The organism is Staphylococcus sp. aM (assembly GCF_052975125.1).
Window position 1 is genome coordinate 855,371 of sequence record NZ_CP121447.1, and the last position, 18,429, is coordinate 873,799.

Sequence of the window (18,429 nt, forward strand, 5' to 3'; positions counted from 1 at the left end):
TTACTTTTCAATGCTTTTTGATTTAATAAATGGCATCATATCACGTAATTTACGTCCCACTTTTTCAATTGGATGACCGGCTTGTTCTTCACGCATTTTATAAAATTCTTTAAATCCGTTTTTATTATCTTCAACAAAACTATTAGCAAATTTACCGTTTTGAATATCTGTTAAAACAGCTTTCATATTGTCTTTGACGATACGACGACCAGATACATAATCACCATACTCTGCAGTATTAGAAATTGAATAACGTACATTATCCATTCCGCCTTCATACATTAAATCAACGATTAATTTCATTTCATGTAATACTTCAAAATAGGCTAATTCTGGTTGGTAACCAGCTTCTACTAATGTTTCAAATCCACTTTGAATTAATTTGTGGATACCACCACATAGCACAGCTTGTTCACCAAATAAATCTGTTTCTGTTTCTTCTTTAAATGTTGTTTCAATTACACCAGCTCTTGTAGATCCGATACCTTTTGCGTAACTTAGTGCAATATCTCTTGCATGACCTGTAGCATCTTGTTGAACACCAAATAATGATGGTACAGCACTACCTTCTTCAAATGTACGTCTAACTAAGTGGCCTGGTCCTTTTGGTGCAACTAAGAAGACATCAACATCTGCAGGGGGTTGAATAACACCAAAGTGAATATTAAAACCGTGAGCAAATGCAAGGGCATTACCAGCTTCTAGATTAGGTTCAATTTCTTTTTTATATACGTCACCTTGGATTTCATCTGGAATTAAAACCATGATAACGTCAGCTTGTTTCGTTGCTTCTGCTACAGGATATACATCGAAACCATTTTCTTTAGCTTTATCAAAAGAACGGCCTGGACGGATACCGATAACAACATCATATCCGTTATCTTTTAAGTTTTGTGCATGAGCATGGCCTTGTGAACCATAACCAATCACTGCAATTTTTTTACCTTCTAAAGCGTCTGTTTTTACTGATTCATCATAATAAACTGTTGTCATAATACATTCCTCCAAAATAATTAAAAATTAGCAATATTCCGAAAATTGATGTGAGTAATAAACATTAGATGATAGCTGTTCGGTTATTATGCTTTTTTAGAACACTAGCGCATCGATGTTTTTCCATTTATATTAAGCAGAGTATTGTTCTACGTTTAAAACATTTATTTGTTGTTGTAATTTATTTAATAAAATATTTAATACGTCTTCATCCTCAATATTAACAATAAGTTCCATATCAGAAATATTAGGATTATCGTCACGTTTTTTGACATGTAATTCTTCAATATTATATTGCAATCTGACGAATACACTAGTAATTCTATTTAAGGTGCTTACTTGGTTCATTACTTCAAATTTTAAATGTCGTTTCATTAATACCCCTCCATCTCATTATTAGCTTTACCACTTGGAATCATTGGATTAACTGGTTCAATAGGAGAGATACGGACTTCAATAAGTGCTGGTCCTTCATACTTAAATGCTTCATCAAGTTTAGATTTAAGTTGCTCGGGTTGATCAATTAAGAATCCTTTAACACCATAAGCTTCTGACATTTTAATGAAATCAGGTTGATCATTAAATACTGAATGTGAAAATCGTTGCTTAAAGAACTTATCTTGCCACTGTTTAACCATACCTAATGTACCGTTGTTGATAAGGACGATTTTAATATTTAAACCATATTCTGGTAAAAGTGCCATTTCTTGATTTGTCATTTGGAATCCACCATCTCCGACGAAACAAACGACTGTTTTATCTGGTGAAGCGAGTTGTGCACCAATGGCAGATGGAATACCGAATCCCATAGTACCTAGACCGCCACTAGTTACCCATTGACTGTGAGTTTTGAATGGATAGAATTGAGCTGCCCACATTTGGTGTTGACCCACATCTGTTGTGACAATGGCATCACCATTTGTGATTTTACCAATATATTCTATTGCCTCTTGAGGTTTACAAAAGATGTCTTTGTCTTCTTTTTCATATTTAAATGGGTGATTTGCTTTATTTGATTGACAGTATTGTAACCATTCATCATGCGATGGAACATTAACTTGAGCTGTGTCAAGTTGTTCTAGCACATTTTTACAATCTGCCACAATACCTAAATCAGTGGCTATGATTTTGTTGATTTCTGAAGGATCTATATCTACATGAACCACTTTAGCATTAGGCGCAAAAGCATCTGGTTTACTGGCAAGGCGATCATCAAATCGACTACCTAAGTTAATTAATAAGTCACACTCGGTTAATGCCATATTACTTGCGTATGAACCGTGCATACCTCCCATACCTAAAAATAGGGGATGTTCGTAAGGAATAGCACCGAGCCCTAAAAGTGTTGTGACAGTTGGGATTTGATGTTGAGTAACAAATTGAGTGAGTAATTCATTTGATTTTGAATGATTGACACCAGCACCTGCTAAAATTAAAGGCTTTTTAGAATCATTTAAATATTTGACTAACGTGTTAATATCACTTGATTTGGCTACAGTATTAACTTGATAACCTGGTAAATCGATATCATCAGAAAGTCCTACATTGGTAGATAATACGCCCATATCCTTAGGGAAATCTACGACTACTGGACCTTTTCTACCAGAATTGGCTACGTGAAATGCTTCGTGAACGATTCTAGAAATATCTTCCACTTTTTTTACTTGATAATTTTGTTTAGTAATAGGAGCGGTCATTGATAATAAATCTGCTTCTTGGAAAGCATCTTTACCAATACCTGGTGTTGCGACTTGTCCTGTAAAGACTACTAATGGTAATGAATCACTATGAGCATCAGTGATACCCGTAATAGCATTCGTAGCTCCAGGACCACTTGTTACAACTACCACACCAGTTTTACCAGAAATTCGCGCATATCCTTCAGCAGCGTGCGTTGCACCTTGTTCATGTCTGGCTAAAATATGTTTTATTTTACCGTCATAAAATGTGTCATATAAAGGTAATACAGCACCACCTGGATAACCAAAGATAAAATCGACATCTTCATTTTGAAGTGCTTCAACTAATAACTCAGAACCAGGACGCATCTCATTGATAGTCTGAGTCTTCATATATTCAGGTTTGCTAGATTCAGCAACTTTCATGGTATCTACAGGTTGGTTCGATGTTTCCGTATTATGTTCTGACATATCACTAAGTTTAGTCATTAAAATCAACTCCTATTATTTAGATAAGGTTCTCAGGTACTTGCATAATGCCTCCAGTATTGGCACTTGTTACTAATGATGTATAACGTGCAAGATAACCAGTTTTAACCTTTGCTTTAAATGGTTCTAATTGTTCTCTACGACGATATAATTCCTCTTCAGGTTGATCAACATTTAGAGTACGATTTGTTAAATCGATTGTGATATCGTCACCATCTCGAATGAGTCCAATCGGACCACCAGATGCGGCCTCAGGGGAAATATGTCCTACTGCAATGCCTCGTGTTGCGCCTGAAAAACGACCATCTGTGATTAAGGCTACATCTTTCCCCAATCCTCTACCGACAATTGAAGAAGTAGGGGCTAGCATTTCTGGCATGCCTGGTCCGCCTTTTGGTCCTTCATATCTGATAACGACCACATGACCTTCTCTTACTGTATGATTATCAATGGCTTCAACTGCTTCATCATGTGAATTAAAGCAAATCGCTTTACCAGTGAATGTCTTAATTGAAGGATCAACACCACCAACTTTGATAACTGCACCCTTAGGAGCCAGATTACCAAATAAGATAGATAAACCACCTTCTTTATCGTATGGATTTTCGAGTGAATGGATAACATCAAAGTTTTTAATTTCTTTGCCTTCATTATTTTCTCTTAAAGTTTTTCCGGTTACTGTAATTCTATCTGGATGTAATGTACCTTCTTTTTTCATTAATTCATTGATAATTGCGGGTACACCACCAGCTTCGTGTACATCATGCATTGAGTATGAAGAACTTGGAGCAATCTTAGATAAGTAAGGTGTATTTTTAGCGACTTCATTAATACGTTCCAAATCATATTCAATGCCGGCTTCATTAGCAATTGCTAATGTGTGTAATACAGTATTTGTAGAACCACCCATAGCCATATCAAGTGCAAATGCATCATCTATCGCTTCTTTGGTAACAATATCTCTAGGTTTAATATCATTTTTGATATTTTCTACTAATCTAAATGCAGCTTGACGAATCATTTCGCGGCGTTGGTCACTAACAGCTAAGGCCGTACCATTATAAGGTAATGCTAAACCAAGTACTTCCATGAGGCAGTTCATTGAATTAGCAGTGAACATTCCTGCACATGAACCACAAGTAGGGCAAGCATTTTGTTCCATATCCAAGAATTCTTCTTTAGAAATAGAACCTTCTTTAAATGCACCAACCGCTTCAAACATAGAAGATAATGTTAATGCTTTACCTTGAGCAGATAAACCAGCTTTCATTGGACCACCTGAACAAAAAATTGCAGGTACATTAGTTCTAACAGCTGCTAGTAGCATGCCTGGTGTGATTTTGTCACAGTTTGGAATATAAAATACACCGTCAAACCAGTGGGCATTGATGACAGTTTCTGCAGCATCAGCAATAATTTCTCTTGAAGGTAAAGAATATCTCATTCCAATATGACCCATCGCAATACCGTCATCTACACCAATGGTATTAAATTCAAATGGAATGGCACCTGCCTCGCGAATAGCTTCTTTTGCAATATCAGCTAATTCTCTTAAGTGAACATGTCCAGGAACAATATCAATATATGAATTACAGATAGCTACGAAAGGTTTGTTCATATCTGTTGGATTTTGAAGAGCGCCCGTAGCATGTAAAAGACTTCTTGCTGGAGCTTGGTGATCTCCTTTTTTGATCATGTCGCTTCGCATAATAAATTCCCCCGTATTTTTTGTACTATAAGAAAATAAAAAACGTCCCAATGGTTATTGGGACGTTCAATAAGTCCCATTCAATTACAAATAGGACTTAAACATTTAGTAAATGAAATAATTACTAAAGTTCGAGCCCTTGAGAGTATAATAAAATAATAATATTTGAAGTTGTCGTTGAATGTTGAGTTGTATAATGTCTCATTTTATTATACTCCTTTCGTTGAATGGTTATTTATTCTAAATAGTTTGAATTGTTTTAAAATTTATAAACTTAATTTACTATAAGCCGAAAATGATGTCAATGATAATTTAGAATTTTCTTACAATTATAAATCTATTTTGTTAAAAATATTTACGAAGAAATATAAGACAAAATTTGTTACACTAATTAAGTTAATATATTTCTTGAGTAGTTAAAAAGAAAATAGGAGAATGACCTATGATTAGTATTAAAGATAAAAATGAAATGAAACAATTTGCTAAAAGATTGGTGGCACTAGTTCAACCTGGAGATTTAGTTTTACTTAATGGAGATTTAGGTGCAGGTAAAACAACATTCACTCAATTTATAGGTGAAGCTTTGGGTGTTAAACGAACAATCAATTCACCTACATTTAATATTATTAAATCTTACAAAGGTACAAATTTAAAGTTACACCATATGGATTGCTATAGACTCGAAGATTCGGATGAAGATTTAGGGTTTGATGAATATTTTGAAGATGATGCGTTAACAGTAATTGAATGGAGCCAATTTATTGAGGATTTATTACCTAATGAATCACTGACAATAAATATTGAAGTGATTGATGAAACAAGTCGGCACATCAAGATAGAAGCTAAAGGAGAACATTATGAAGTTATGAAGGAGGCGTTAGAACAATGAAATTGTTATTGATAGATACGTCCAATCAGCCTTTGTCTGTCGCATTAACAGACGGCAATGATGTTCTTGCTGAAATTACCAACAATACAAAGACGAATCATTCAGTGCAACTAATGCCTATGATTCAACGTTTATTTAATGAAAGTAGTATGTCAAAAAATGATCTCGATGGTATCGTAGTTGCTGAAGGTCCTGGTTCATATACTGGATTAAGAATTGGTGTGACGACTGCTAAAACGCTTGCCTACGTATTAAATTGTAAATTATATGGCGTTTCGTCATTAAAAGCTTTGGCAGCAACTATTAACGAGAATAACAAACTTTTAGTACCCATTTTTGACGCAAGACGTGAAGCGGTATATGCAGGGATATATCAACAAAAAAATGGGTTATTAGAAACTGTATTAGATGATCAATATATTTCAATTAATGACTTGAAGCAGAAATTACATGAACTTAATCAACCCTATGTATATATCGGTGAAGATACAGTTAAATTAGCACATTTAATAGATGGTGAGGGGATTAATCAATTACCACAAGCGTCAGTCATGAAAAATTTAATTACCGAGCCCACTGATATCCATAGTTTTGTTCCTAAATATCATAAAATAACTGAGGCGGAAAGAAATTGGATAGACCAACAGAAGAACAATTAAATATTAGAAGAATGAATAAAGATGATGTTCCAGCAGTCTTTGACATTGAAAGAAGCAGTTTCAATGATAGTTCGTGGTCAATTGATGCATTTTATCATGAAATCGAAAAGAATGAGTTTGCTAATTATTTTGTTATAGAATTTAATCAAGCGATTATTGGATATTTAGGGTTATGGGTTGTCATTGATCAAGCACAAATTACAACAGTTGCCATTTCAGAGCATTTTAGAGGATATGGTTTAGGACAATTGTTATTAAAATATGTCATGAATTATGCAAGTCATCAATGTGATGTAATGAGTTTAGAAGTAAGAGTGGATAATACAGTCGCTCAACATGTTTATCAAAATTTAGGTTTTCAATTTGGTGGAAAACGAAAAAATTATTATGGAGAAGGGCAGGATGCATTAGTCATGTGGGTGAATTTACGTGAATAAGCAACAGACATTAATTTTAGCAATAGAGACAAGTTGTGATGAAACAAGTGTAAGTGTTATAAAAAATGGTACAGAAATATTATCTAATACAGTGTTAAGCCAAATTGAAAGTCATAAGCGCTTTGGCGGTGTAGTACCTGAAATTGCTAGTCGTCACCATGTCGAAGGGATTACGACGACAATAGATACCGCTTTACAAACTGCAAATGTGACTATGAATGATATCAATGCTATTGCTGTAACTCAAGGGCCTGGACTTATAGGTGCGTTGCTCATAGGTATTAATGCGGCAAAAGCACTTGCATTTGCATATGATTTACCGTTAATACCAGTTCACCATATTGCAGGACATATTTATGCGAATCATTTAGAAACACCGTTAACATTTCCATTGATGGCTTTAATCGTTTCTGGTGGTCATACAGAATTGGTTTATATGAAGAATCATTTAAATTTTGAAGTCATAGGTGAAACAAGAGATGATGCTGTAGGTGAAGCATATGATAAAGTAGCACGTACCATTGATTTACCCTATCCAGGTGGACCTCAAATTGATCAATTAGCAGCTAAAGGTGAAGATACGTATCAATTTCCTAGAGTTTGGTTAGAAAAGGGAAGTTATGATTTTAGTTTTAGTGGGCTAAAAAGCGCAGTTATTAATCAATTGCATAATCAACGTCAAAAAGGACAAGAGATTGTACCAGAAAATGTTGCTACAAGCTTCCAAAACAGTGTTGTTGAAGTGTTAACGACTAAAGCTATACATGCTTGCAAAGCGTATAATGTTAAACGATTAATCGTTGCTGGTGGTGTGGCAAGTAATCGTGGGCTAAGAGAAAGTATTGCTAAACAATGTGAAGACAATCAAATTCAATTAACCATACCTACACCGAAATTATGTACTGACAATGCAGCGATGATTGGTGCAGCAGGTCATTATCTTTATTTAGCAGGCATTCGTAGTGATATGTCAATGAACGGAAAAAATAACATTGATATTGAAGATTTTTCAATTGAAACCTTATCATAATTAAAAAGTCAGTAGTGCGAGATTAAATATATTCTCGTACTACTGACTTTTTATTATATATCCTTAACTTGTTGTTTGGCACGTTCATAAATATCAGAAGGAAATTGTGTCAGTCTTAACAATTCGATTGCATTTCTTGTATTAGCTTTACCCGGTTTGATTTTAAAGTCAAACGCAATGGAATCATCTTTAATTGATTCATTAAAGTGGTAATTTGTAAAAGATATATTTAATAAATTTGATAATTCAATATCATGAGTTGCTGCTAATACGTAGTAATTAGGCAGATGAGATAAATAGGTTAATACTGATTCGGAAGCGGCAATACGTTCCGTAGTATTGGTTCCTTTAAATATTTCATCAATGAAGCAGTATACTTGATTCTCCGTAGAAATATTGAATAAACGACGAATTGATTTTAGTTCAGCCATAAAATAACTATCTCCTGATAAGACGTCATCAGCATTAGCCATTGATGTATATACTAATCCAGGCACATATTTAAATTGAGAGGCTGTCGCAGTGTCAATTGTTTGAGCCAAAATAAGATTAAGTGCAACAGTCTTCATGAAGGTTGATTTACCAGACGCATTCGAGCCTGTTAATAAAATATTTCGATTGAGATTTAAATCATTTGGAATAGCATTGTTGATTAATGGATGTACAAGTTGATTAAATTTACATAATTGTTGATGAGTATTACTATATTGAATGATTTCTGGTTCGCAATATTCTTGCAATGTCTCTTGATATAAAGCAATGGCATAATGATTATCTAAATGGCCTATATAATCATAGCATTTTAATACTTCATTTATGTATTTATAGTAACTATGCTGAATAGTATGGAAAATTAGATAATCTAACATAAATATAGTTTTAATCAATAAAACAAAGGCTGATGCTAAGTCTACGGTTTCGATTTTGGCTAATATACCACTCAAATAACGTGCAGTTTTAAAGTGATTGAAATTGACGTCTACTTGTGGTGTTCCCTCTATCTCAGTAAGATTTTTAACACTGTTTTAAAATATAAGCAGTATAAAAAATGGTTTTTAAATCTTGTTCAAATGTTCGTTTTAAACTGACCGATAAAATGATATTGATCATGCAAGCTATGACGAATATCAGAATGCCATTTGACGCATCAAAGCATGTATAAATTAAAGCGATAATCGGTAATAATGGTGCTAGCATAAATATTTTTTGACACTTAATAGGTGTGAGTTGATCGGGAAAATGGGGATAAACACTTTTACCTACTAAACCTAACCGTAATGAAACTTGATTCCTAAACGATGTATCTTCTTTAAAACGTTTAAGTAATATTTTATTGTTTACTTTATACATCCTACGTAAAGTAGCATATAAACGCATTTCACCAAGTGCTGTGAAATTGAAATTCATACTTTGAAATAAGGCATCCATATTTAAGTCAGACCAAGTTTTGTCATCGACAAGTTGATGTTCATTATAATGATCACTATAAGTTTGAAATTGATAATCATATTTCGCATTTGGCCTAATAAATTTTTCTATCTTTTCTTGATTAGGCCATAAGCCGTTAATTTTATTAATGAACTGTCTTCTATTGACGATTGATGTAATAATACTAACGACGGTGGTTAAAATAATAACGCCTAATACAAATAATAAAAATAACTGTACATCGTCCATTGAAAAACTCCTTTATGTATAGTTATTTTAATTATTTCATATCATTTAATATGAAACAATCAATGATAATAATGAGAAGTTAGAAGTTATGTCAATAGGGAACATGCGTACTTATCAACAATAAGTGCACAACTTGTGGATAAGTGGTGTTAATTTTTGTGGATATAGTATATTTTCATCTGAATAACTTTTAAAAATAGTTACATATTACTTGTGGATAACTAGGATAACTCTGTGGATAGCTTTCATATAGGCAATAATCATTGTTAATAATAATCAATAAAACGATAGAAAAAAGACACTAAAGAGTAGAAACTCTACTTTTTAATGTCTAGTAAAATAATAGTTATTTATAATTTTTCTTGTAATTCTTCCCATTCCATCATTGCTTGTTCTAATTCTTGTTCGGTGTTTGATTTTAATTCCGCTAATTCATTGGATTTAATAGGATCACTATAAACATCAGGTTGTGTAAGTTGATAATCAATGTCTTCGATCTTTGCTTCACATGATTCGATGATAGCTTCACGTTGCTCGATTTCACGTTCTATTTTGCGTTGTTCGCGACGACGTTGTTTTTGATTTTCATATGATGATGTCGATCTCTGTTTGGTGCTTGGGTTATTTGTAGACTCAATTTCACTTTCCGCTTTAGCTTTTAGAGCAGCAGCTTCTTCTGTTTTTTCAATATAATATTGGTAGTCACCAAGATACATTTTGCCACCATCATGATCTAAGTCAAATACTTTATTGGCTAATTGATTGATGAAATATCTATCATGGGATACAAATATTATAGTACCTGCAAAATGCTCTAAAGCTTGTTCTAACATTTCTTTTGAATCTATGTCGAGGTGATTGGTAGGCTCATCTAAAATAAGTACATTATCACGTTGTAACATTAACAAGGCTAGTTGTAGTCTTGCTTTTTCACCACCTGATAAATCATTGATGATTTTTTTGACATCGTCTTGTACGAATAAAAAGCGTCCTAATACTGCTCGAATATCTTTTTCGTTCATATTTGGATATTGGTCCCACACATAATCTAGAATGGTTTTATTTGATTTGAATTCAGCTTGTTTTTGATCATAGTAACCAATTTTCAAATTAGCACCAAATGTGACTTCGCCACCGAGTTGACGTTGTCTTTGAGCAATGGTTTTAATCAAAGTGGTTTTACCGACACCATTTGGCCCTATAATTGCAATGTGATCGCCTTTGGATACTTCCATATTAATAGGTTTAGTAATAGGGGTATCATCATAACCAATTTCTAATTGTTTGATATGCATGACGTCATTTCCGGTATTTCTATCAAATCCAAACTGGATATTGGCACTTCTTGCATCAATCATAGGTTTATCTATACGTTGAATTTTTTCTAGGGTTTTACGACGACTTTTTGCCATGCCACTTGTTGAAGCTCTTGTAATATTTTTTTCTACAAATGTTTCTAATCTTTTAATTTCTTCCTGTTGTTTTTCATATTCTTGCATACGTTTTTCATAATATTTATCTCTTTGTTGAATAAATTGTTCATAATTACCAATATATCGTTTGACGCTACCTAAAGCGACGTCATAAACTTGTGTAACGATTTTGTCTAAGAAATATCTATCATGACTGATAATGACAATTGCACCTTTAAAGTAGCGTAAATAATCCTCTAACCATTTTGTGGTTTCTAAATCAAGATGGTTGGTAGGTTCATCAAGTAATAATAAATCTGGTTCATTTAACAACATTTGTGCCAGTGATAATCTTGTTTTTTGACCACCACTGAAGTCATTAATAGGTTTATTAAAGTCATCTTCATTAAAATTCAACCCATGAAGAACTGTTTTAATTTTACTATCATATTGATAACCTTCTAGTTGCTCAAATTGATTTGATAAAGATTCATATTTTTCCATATGTGCTTGATAAGTAGGGGTATCATACGCATCTGCATGTGCAGCTAACCAATCGGTTTCTTGTTTGATTAATAATTCCATATTTTTTATATGTTCAAATGGTTTTGACATTTCCTCAAATACAGTGGCGTTAGAGTCTAGTGTCATTTGTTGTGTCAAATAGCCCATCTTAAGATTTTTAATCTTTGAAATATGACCACTATCATAATCTTCAACGCCAGCAATGATTTTCATAAGTGTTGATTTACCGGCACCATTTCGTCCAACAACACCTATACGTTCGCCTGTTTTTACTTCAAAATCAACGTTAGTAAAGATATCTTCACCATCGAACGATTTAGAGATGTCATTAAGTTGTAAAAGTATCATCCGACTTCACCTTTCTAAATATGCGATATCATTATAAACTATACATATAGTTTGATATGTTTAAATATTTGTTTATCATATTAATATTTATTTTACAGTATTAAGCTGTGTCTTGAAACTAGGATATTTATTTTTAAATTTTATTAATGTATAATTAGCAAGTATTCATTGTAAACAATTATTTGGATTTTTATTGTTGCAAACATATATACATAAAATTAAATTGAAACCGTTTAGTGTCGAAGGGAGACAAATAAAATGGCAAGTAACGTTAAAATTCCTCGAGCAACTTTAAAACGTTTACCGTTATATTATAGATTTGTTAGTAATCTAAAAACTAAAGGTATTGACCGTGTTAATTCTAAAGCTATTAGCGAAGCATTACAAATAGATTCAGCTACGATTCGTAGAGATTTTTCATATTTTGGCGAATTAGGTAAAAAAGGTTATGGCTATAATATAGATAGTTTAATTGAATTTTTTAAAGCTGAAATTAGTGGTAGTAATGATATTAAAATTGCAATTGTTGGTGTAGGTAACTTAGGTCGAGCATTATTAACATATAACTTTTCAATTCACGATGAAATGACAATTACAGAAGCATTTGATGTGAATCAAGATGTCATCGGTGAACAAGTAGGCCGTGTAGTTGTTAAAGATAGCAAGACTTTAAAACAAACGTTATCAAAACAAGATATTGATGTAGTCATTCTCACTACTCCTGAACATGTTGCTCAAAGTGTTACAGACGAACTTGTTGAATCTGGTATTAAAGGAATTATGAATTTTACGCCAGCAAGAGTAAGTACACCAAATGATGTTCAAGTACATCATATTGATTTAGGTATTGAATTACAGTCCTTACTATTCTTTATGAGAAATTATGATGAATCAATGAAATAGCATATTGGTCATTAGGGGGACTCTTTATGAATGGTAAATTTTTGATTCAAGTAAGTTGTATGTATAAAGCTCATTTACCTACATTGATATACATTCCCGGACAATTGGTTTTGAACGAGCATACACTAATATTCAAGTCATATTATACAAATCATAATCCTTTAAATTTAGATATTGATGTAAAAAAAATAATTCGTTACCAAGTACGTAAGGGATTACTAGGACATAAATTATTTATTTATTATAACCAAACTTGGTATAAATTCAGTCATTTTAAATCAAAAGACATACAAACGTTAGTTCATCATATAAATGAAATACAAGCGCTTTAAAATAGCGATATTTAATAGTACATCTTAAAGAGGTGTACTATTTTTTAGTAAAGTGAAAACTACATTCAATAAAGATATGCATTGGGAGAACTAATTTAGATAGTGAACTTGAAATATAACACTTTATCCTGTAAAATAACTTAGTATTTATATCGGAAAAGGGTGAAAATATGGTTTGGATGATTATAAGCGGTTTGATTGTCGGTGTACTATTAGGATTCGTAATGCAACGAACTCGCTTTTGTTTAGCAGGCGGTTTTAGAGATATGTATGTACAAAAAAGTAATAAAATGTTTTATGCTTTGCTTGTTGCGATTACAGTTCAAAGTATTGGTTTATTCATTTTAACAAGTTTAGGCTTAGTTAATGTTCCAGCACATACATTTCCAATTGTTGGTACAGTTATCGGTTCTTTTGTCTTTGGCATAGGTATCGTATTAGCAGGCGGTTGTGCTACTGGAACATATTATAGAGCAGGAGAAGGTTTAATAGGTAGTTGGATTGCACTTATTTTATATGCATTAACAAGTGCTATGACTAAGACAGGTATTTTATCACCAGTTCTAAAAGTAATTAACCAACCTACAAATGAAAATGCTAGTATGGCAGATACATTGCATATTCCAAATTGGATTTTAGTCATTCTTATAACGATTATTACTTTAATATTGGTGACTAAAACACTTAAAAAACCTAAAGTAGCAGTTCCTAAATTAAAACAAAAGTATACAGGTTTAAGACATTATTTATTTGAAAGAAGGTATCATCCATTTGTAGCAGCAATTGCAGTTGGATTAATCGCATTATTAGCTTGGCCAATGAGTAGTTCTACTGGTAGAGATTATGGATTAGGAATTACGACGCCTTCAGCAAATATTGTTAATTTCTTAATTACTGGAAATACTCAACTCATTGATTGGGGCGCATTTTTAGTTGTAGGTATATTCCTTGGTTCCTACATTGCTGCTAAAGGTTCAAAAGAATTCAAATGGCGTTTACCAGATAAGAAAACAATTAGAAATAGTGCAATAGGTGGTATTTTAATGGGCTTTGGAGCCTCTGTTGCAGGTGGTTGCTCAATCGGTAACGGTTTAGTTGAAACGGCAACAATGAGTTGGCAAGGTTGGATTGGCTTAGGTTCAATGATTCTAGGTGTATGGTTTATGAGTTACTTTATTTTTATTAAACCTATGAAACAATTACAACAATCGACTAAAAAACAACAAACAACAGTTAAACAACAAACGCAAACGACGTAAGGAGGATTTATAATGGTATATGAATTAGGTACAGTTGGGATGGTTTGTCCTTTCCCATTAATTGAAGCACAAAAGAAAATGACTGAATTAGATCTTGGCGATGAATTAAAAATTGATTTTGATTGTACACAGGCAACTGAGGCAATCCCTAATTGGGCGGCAGAAAATGGTTACCCTGTTACTAATTATGAACAACTCGGTGATGCATCTTGGACAATTACTGTTCAAAAAGCGTAAAGTACTGATAAATATAGACAGAGCATCCTACATAGGGTGCTCTTTTTCATTTCAAAGAACTAGAAAATAGTATTTAAAGCGATTACATGTATGATAGAATAAATATAAGTTTTCCAAAATATGATGGGTGAGTAACTTTTATGAAAAATATATCGGATATCGCAAAATTAGCAGGTGTATCTAAAAGTACAGTTTCTAGGTATTTAAATAATGGATCTGTAAGTCAAAAGACGCGTATAAAATTAAGTAGAATTATTAATGAACATGACTACCAACCGAATCAGTTTGCACAAAGTCTAAGAGCGACTCAAACACGTATTATAGGTGCAATTATTCCAAGGATGAACTCTTACGCTGTTGATGAAACAGTCAAAGGTATAGTAGATCAATGCCAACGACATAACTATCAATTACTACTAAACTACACTGGTTTACATATGGATGCGGAAATAGAAGCAATTGAAACTTTATCTCGAAGTAAAGTGGATGCAATCATTTTAATGGCAACCGATATTACTAATAAACACTTGGAAGTAATTGATAAAGCTAATGTACCTGTCATTATAGTTGGACAAGAATACCCTGGATTACATAGCATCACGCATGATGATTATCAAGCAGGATTAAAAGTGGGTGAGTGGGTAGGTCAAAACCAACCACAACGTGTTGTATTTTTTAGTGTTACTGAGAAAGACATTGCAGTGGGTGTACATAGAAGAAATGGATTAGTCGACGGCTTATCAAAATATCAAATTGAACCAGATATATTTGAAACCTCTTTTAAATATGAAGAAGCATTACAAGACATTGAACAAACGTTAACAAAGATCAATGATGCTGACGTCATTATAGGTGCGACCGATGCGATTGCATTGGCTATTCATAAATATAGTTTTAATTCAGATCAATTATTAAAACCAACAATGATTCATGGATTTGGTGGAGACCCTATGACACAAATAGTTTCACCAATTATTCGAACGATACAGTTTAATTATTTTGAAGCGGGACAACGTGCCATGCTTGAAGTTAGACAATTGATAAAGGGTGAAGCTATTGAAGAAACCATTGTGATACCAGTGAAATTATGAAGAATATATTCAAATTATATGGAACCGATACCAGTAGAAATGATAAAATAGAAGCATCATTCTTACCGGCTCAAGTAGCCCAAGTATAAAGGATTTCGATGAGGAATTCTAAAGACAATGCAAGTTGGGGAAGACAATGATAAAGACATACATTTTTAGAAACGCATATGACTTAGCATATAGTTTCGACTTTTGTTTAATATTTATAATTGAACAAAATTACATGTATAAGTGGCACTTTATTATGAATAAACTTAACCCCATATACTTAAAAGATTACTATAAAATAGGGGGATATGAATGACTGAATGGACTAAAGAAGAACGCTATCAACGAATAGAAGATGCTGATAGCGATAAATTACTAAATTTAAAACAACAAGTAAAACTATCTCCGTATAGACAAACTTTTCATATTCAACCAGAAACGGGTTTATTAAATGATCCCAACGGTTTAATTTATTTTGATGGAAAATATTATGTGTCACATCAATGGTTCCCTTTAGGTGCGGTACATGGTTTAAAGTATTGGTTTAATTATACAAGTGACGATTTGGTTCATTTCGAACCACAAGGTGTGATACTAAGTCCAGATACTAAATTCGATAGTCATGGCGTTTATAGCGGAAGTGCTTTTGAATATCAGGGCCATTTATATTATATGTACACTGGAAATCACCGTGATCATGCATGGCAAAGACATTCATCCCAAATGATTGCTAGAATGAAAGCTGACGGATCAGTAGAGAAATTTCCTAAACCTGTCATTAGCCAACAACCGGAAGGCTATACAAGTCATTTTAGAGATCCAAAAGTATTTCAAGTTGAGGATCAATTTTATGCGATTTTAGGTGCGCAAACTATGGATGAATTTGGTAGATTATTATTATATCGTTCGAAAGATATTGTGAATTGGCATTTCCAAGGAGAAATTAAAACATCATTAAATCAGTTTGGTTATATGTGGGAGTGTCCTGATTACTTTGAACTAGATGGCCATGATGTCATCATGTTTTGTCCACAAGGTCTTGATAGTGATGAAGATAAGTATCGTAATATTTATCAATCTGGCTATATTATGGGTGATTTAAATCTAGATACGTTAGAATTTGATCATCAATCATTTTTAGAATTGGACAGAGGTTTTGATTTTTATGCGCCACAAACATTTCTCGACCAAAATGGTCAACGTATCTTAATTGGTTGGATGGGATTACCAGACACAACATATCCTACAGATGAAGAAGGTTGGGCACATTGTTTAACTATTCCAAGAGTATTAAATATTGAAAATGGTAAGTTGAAACAAAGACCTATTCAAAGCTTAGAAAAATTAAGATATAACAAAGAAACAGCTTTAGGTTACGCTAATAAATTTACAACCAAGTTACATCCATATGAGGGTAAACAATACGAATTAATCATTGATATTTTGGAAAATGATGCATCTGAAATTTATTTTGAGTTAAGAACATCAAGATATCAATCGACAATGATTTCATATAATAAAAGAGACAATAAAGTGACACTTGATCGAACTGATAGCGGTGTATTACCAGGCAATGTAGAAGGCACAACACGTAGTACAAAACTGGATTCAACCTTAACACAATTACGAATCTTTGTTGATACCTCTAGTATAGAGATTTTTTGTAATGACGGTGAACGTGTCTTAACATCAAGAATATTCCCTTCAGAGGAAGCAACTGGTATTAAGACTTCGACAGAATCAGGACAAGTCTATCTACAATTTACAAAATATAATTTGAAAGGTGATCTTTCATGAGACGTTTATTCGCAATAGGTGAAGCGTTAATAGATTTTATGCCAACAGTAACTGATACTGCACTTAAAGACGTTGAACAATTTTCTCGTCAAGTAGGAGGTGCACCTTGCAACGTTGCTTGTACAGTTCAAAAGTTAGGTGCACAAGCTGAAATGATAACGCAACTTGGCAATGATGCATTTGGAGATATTATCGTTGAGACACTGAATCAAATTGGTGTTGGTACTGATTATATTAAGAGAACAGATGAGGCGAATACAGCACTCGCATTTGTAAGTTTAAAGGCAGACGGACAAAGAGACTTTTCATTTTATCGGAAACCATCTGCAGATATGTTATATGAAGCTCAAAATATTGAAGATTTAGACGTGGGTAAGGGTGATGTTTTACATTTCTGCTCGGTTGATTTAGTAGATAGCCCTATGAAACAAGCACATTTGGCAATGGTCGAGAAATTTAATCAACATCAAGGAACCATTGTTTTTGATCCTAATGTTCGCTTACCTTTATGGGATAATAAAGAGGATTGTCGTAACGCTATATTGACATTTATACCTAAAGCACATGTCGTTAAAGTTTCAGATGAAGAAATTGAATTTATTACGAGAGAGCAAGATGAATCTAAAGCGATTGAATCGCTATTTGTAGGCAATGTTGAAGCGGTAATTTATACTCGAGGCGCTAAGGGAGCCTCAATCTATTTGAAAGATGGTACAGTTAAACATCATGAAGGCTTTAAAGTCAAAGCTATCGATACTACTGGTGCTGGAGATGCCTTTATAGGTGCTGTAATAAGCCAAATATTAATACAACAAGATATGGCGATAGAGTCATTATTTAAACAACAGGGTGAATCAATCTTGCAATTTAGTAACCTTGTTGCAGCAAAAGTAACGACAAAATATGGTGCCATTGAAAGTATTCCTACATTAGAAGAAATTGATAACGCGTAATAAAACAACCATCCGTTTTACAC

At 33.2% G+C, this 18,429-nt stretch carries 16 protein-coding genes and 1 pseudogene; 11 read left to right on the forward strand and 6 right to left on the reverse strand.

The annotated features are described in order from the left end of the window. The 4 genes from ilvC to ilvD form a co-directional block, all read right to left on the reverse strand. Complete coding sequence (gene ilvC, locus P7F85_RS04135; protein WP_447158567.1) at positions 1 to 993, reverse strand: ketol-acid reductoisomerase; 993 nt, start codon at positions 991 to 993, stop codon at positions 1 to 3. 132 nt (positions 994 to 1,125) lie between these two features. After that, positions 1,126 to 1,368 carry an ACT domain-containing protein gene (locus tag P7F85_RS04140; protein WP_002466258.1) on the reverse strand — a complete coding sequence of 81 codons (243 nt, stop codon included), beginning with the start codon at positions 1,366 to 1,368 and terminating at the stop codon, positions 1,126 to 1,128. Further along, the gene (gene ilvB / locus P7F85_RS04145) at positions 1,368 to 3,143 is read right to left on the reverse strand and encodes a biosynthetic-type acetolactate synthase large subunit (RefSeq protein WP_117726013.1); all 1,776 of its coding nucleotides are present in this window, start codon (positions 3,141 to 3,143) and stop codon (positions 1,368 to 1,370) included. The genes P7F85_RS04140 and ilvB overlap by 1 nt, the downstream gene beginning before the upstream one ends. Before the next feature lie 37 nt (positions 3,144 to 3,180). Then, complete coding sequence (gene ilvD, locus P7F85_RS04150; RefSeq protein WP_002466278.1) at positions 3,181 to 4,869, reverse strand: dihydroxy-acid dehydratase; 1,689 nt, start codon at positions 4,867 to 4,869, stop codon at positions 3,181 to 3,183. Between the two features lie 442 nt (positions 4,870 to 5,311). Here ilvD and tsaE point away from each other — a divergent pair, with 442 nt between their 5' ends. Genes tsaE through tsaD form a run of 4 tightly spaced genes read left to right on the forward strand, consistent with a single transcriptional unit; the run spans position 5,312 to position 7,884 of the window. Beyond that, positions 5,312 to 5,758, forward strand: a complete 447-nt coding sequence (tsaE, locus tag P7F85_RS04155) for a tRNA (adenosine(37)-N6)-threonylcarbamoyltransferase complex ATPase subunit type 1 TsaE (protein ID WP_002466273.1) — start codon at positions 5,312 to 5,314, stop codon at positions 5,756 to 5,758. Continuing rightward, entirely contained in the window at positions 5,755 to 6,417 is a 663-nt protein-coding gene (tsaB, locus tag P7F85_RS04160) for a tRNA (adenosine(37)-N6)-threonylcarbamoyltransferase complex dimerization subunit type 1 TsaB (protein WP_002466271.1), read from the forward strand. Before tsaE ends, tsaB begins: the two co-directional genes overlap by 4 nt. Next, the gene (gene rimI, locus P7F85_RS04165) at positions 6,390 to 6,854 is read left to right on the forward strand and encodes a ribosomal protein S18-alanine N-acetyltransferase (protein WP_002466250.1); all 465 of its coding nucleotides are present in this window, start codon (positions 6,390 to 6,392) and stop codon (positions 6,852 to 6,854) included. The genes tsaB and rimI overlap by 28 nt, the downstream gene beginning before the upstream one ends. Further along, complete coding sequence (gene tsaD / locus P7F85_RS04170) at positions 6,847 to 7,884, forward strand: tRNA (adenosine(37)-N6)-threonylcarbamoyltransferase complex transferase subunit TsaD (protein WP_002466263.1); 1,038 nt, start codon at positions 6,847 to 6,849, stop codon at positions 7,882 to 7,884. The genes rimI and tsaD overlap by 8 nt, the downstream gene beginning before the upstream one ends. Positions 7,885 to 7,937: 53 nt before the next feature. Here the strand turns inward: tsaD and P7F85_RS04175 are convergent. After that, a pseudogene (locus tag P7F85_RS04175) lies at positions 7,938 to 9,561 on the reverse strand (MutS-related protein). A gap of 350 nt (positions 9,562 to 9,911) precedes the next feature. Continuing rightward, positions 9,912 to 11,846, reverse strand: coding sequence for a ribosomal protection-like ABC-F family protein (gene abc-f, locus P7F85_RS04180; protein WP_002466276.1), 1,935 nt, complete (start codon positions 11,844 to 11,846; stop codon positions 9,912 to 9,914). A 258-nt stretch (positions 11,847 to 12,104) separates the two neighbouring features. Between abc-f and P7F85_RS04185 the strand changes: the two genes are divergently transcribed. The 7 genes from P7F85_RS04185 (at position 12,105) to P7F85_RS04215 (ending at position 18,406) form a co-directional block, all read left to right on the forward strand. Further along, complete coding sequence (locus tag P7F85_RS04185; protein WP_002466252.1) at positions 12,105 to 12,749, forward strand: redox-sensing transcriptional repressor Rex; 645 nt, start codon at positions 12,105 to 12,107, stop codon at positions 12,747 to 12,749. 26 nt (positions 12,750 to 12,775) lie between these two features. Continuing rightward, the gene (locus tag P7F85_RS04190) at positions 12,776 to 13,081 is read left to right on the forward strand and encodes a hypothetical protein (RefSeq protein WP_015364839.1); all 306 of its coding nucleotides are present in this window, start codon (positions 12,776 to 12,778) and stop codon (positions 13,079 to 13,081) included. A 170-nt stretch (positions 13,082 to 13,251) separates the two neighbouring features. Then, on the forward strand, positions 13,252 to 14,340 hold the full coding sequence (locus tag P7F85_RS04195) for a YeeE/YedE family protein (protein WP_002466270.1): 1,089 nt from the start codon (positions 13,252 to 13,254) through the stop codon (positions 14,338 to 14,340). 12 nt (positions 14,341 to 14,352) lie between these two features. Beyond that, positions 14,353 to 14,577 carry a sulfurtransferase TusA family protein gene (locus P7F85_RS04200; RefSeq protein ID WP_002466256.1) on the forward strand — a complete coding sequence of 75 codons (225 nt, stop codon included), beginning with the start codon at positions 14,353 to 14,355 and terminating at the stop codon, positions 14,575 to 14,577. A gap of 140 nt (positions 14,578 to 14,717) precedes the next feature. Next, on the forward strand, positions 14,718 to 15,668 hold the full coding sequence (locus P7F85_RS04205) for a LacI family DNA-binding transcriptional regulator (protein ID WP_002466257.1): 951 nt from the start codon (positions 14,718 to 14,720) through the stop codon (positions 15,666 to 15,668). Positions 15,669 to 15,968: 300 nt separating this feature from the next. Continuing rightward, positions 15,969 to 17,453, forward strand: a complete 1,485-nt coding sequence (locus tag P7F85_RS04210; protein ID WP_002466269.1) for a sucrose-6-phosphate hydrolase — start codon at positions 15,969 to 15,971, stop codon at positions 17,451 to 17,453. Then, a complete protein-coding gene (locus tag P7F85_RS04215; RefSeq protein ID WP_002466260.1) occupies positions 17,450 to 18,406 on the forward strand; it encodes a carbohydrate kinase family protein in 957 nt (318 codons plus the stop codon). Before P7F85_RS04210 ends, P7F85_RS04215 begins: the two co-directional genes overlap by 4 nt. The last annotated feature ends 23 nt before the right edge of the window (positions 18,407 to 18,429 follow it).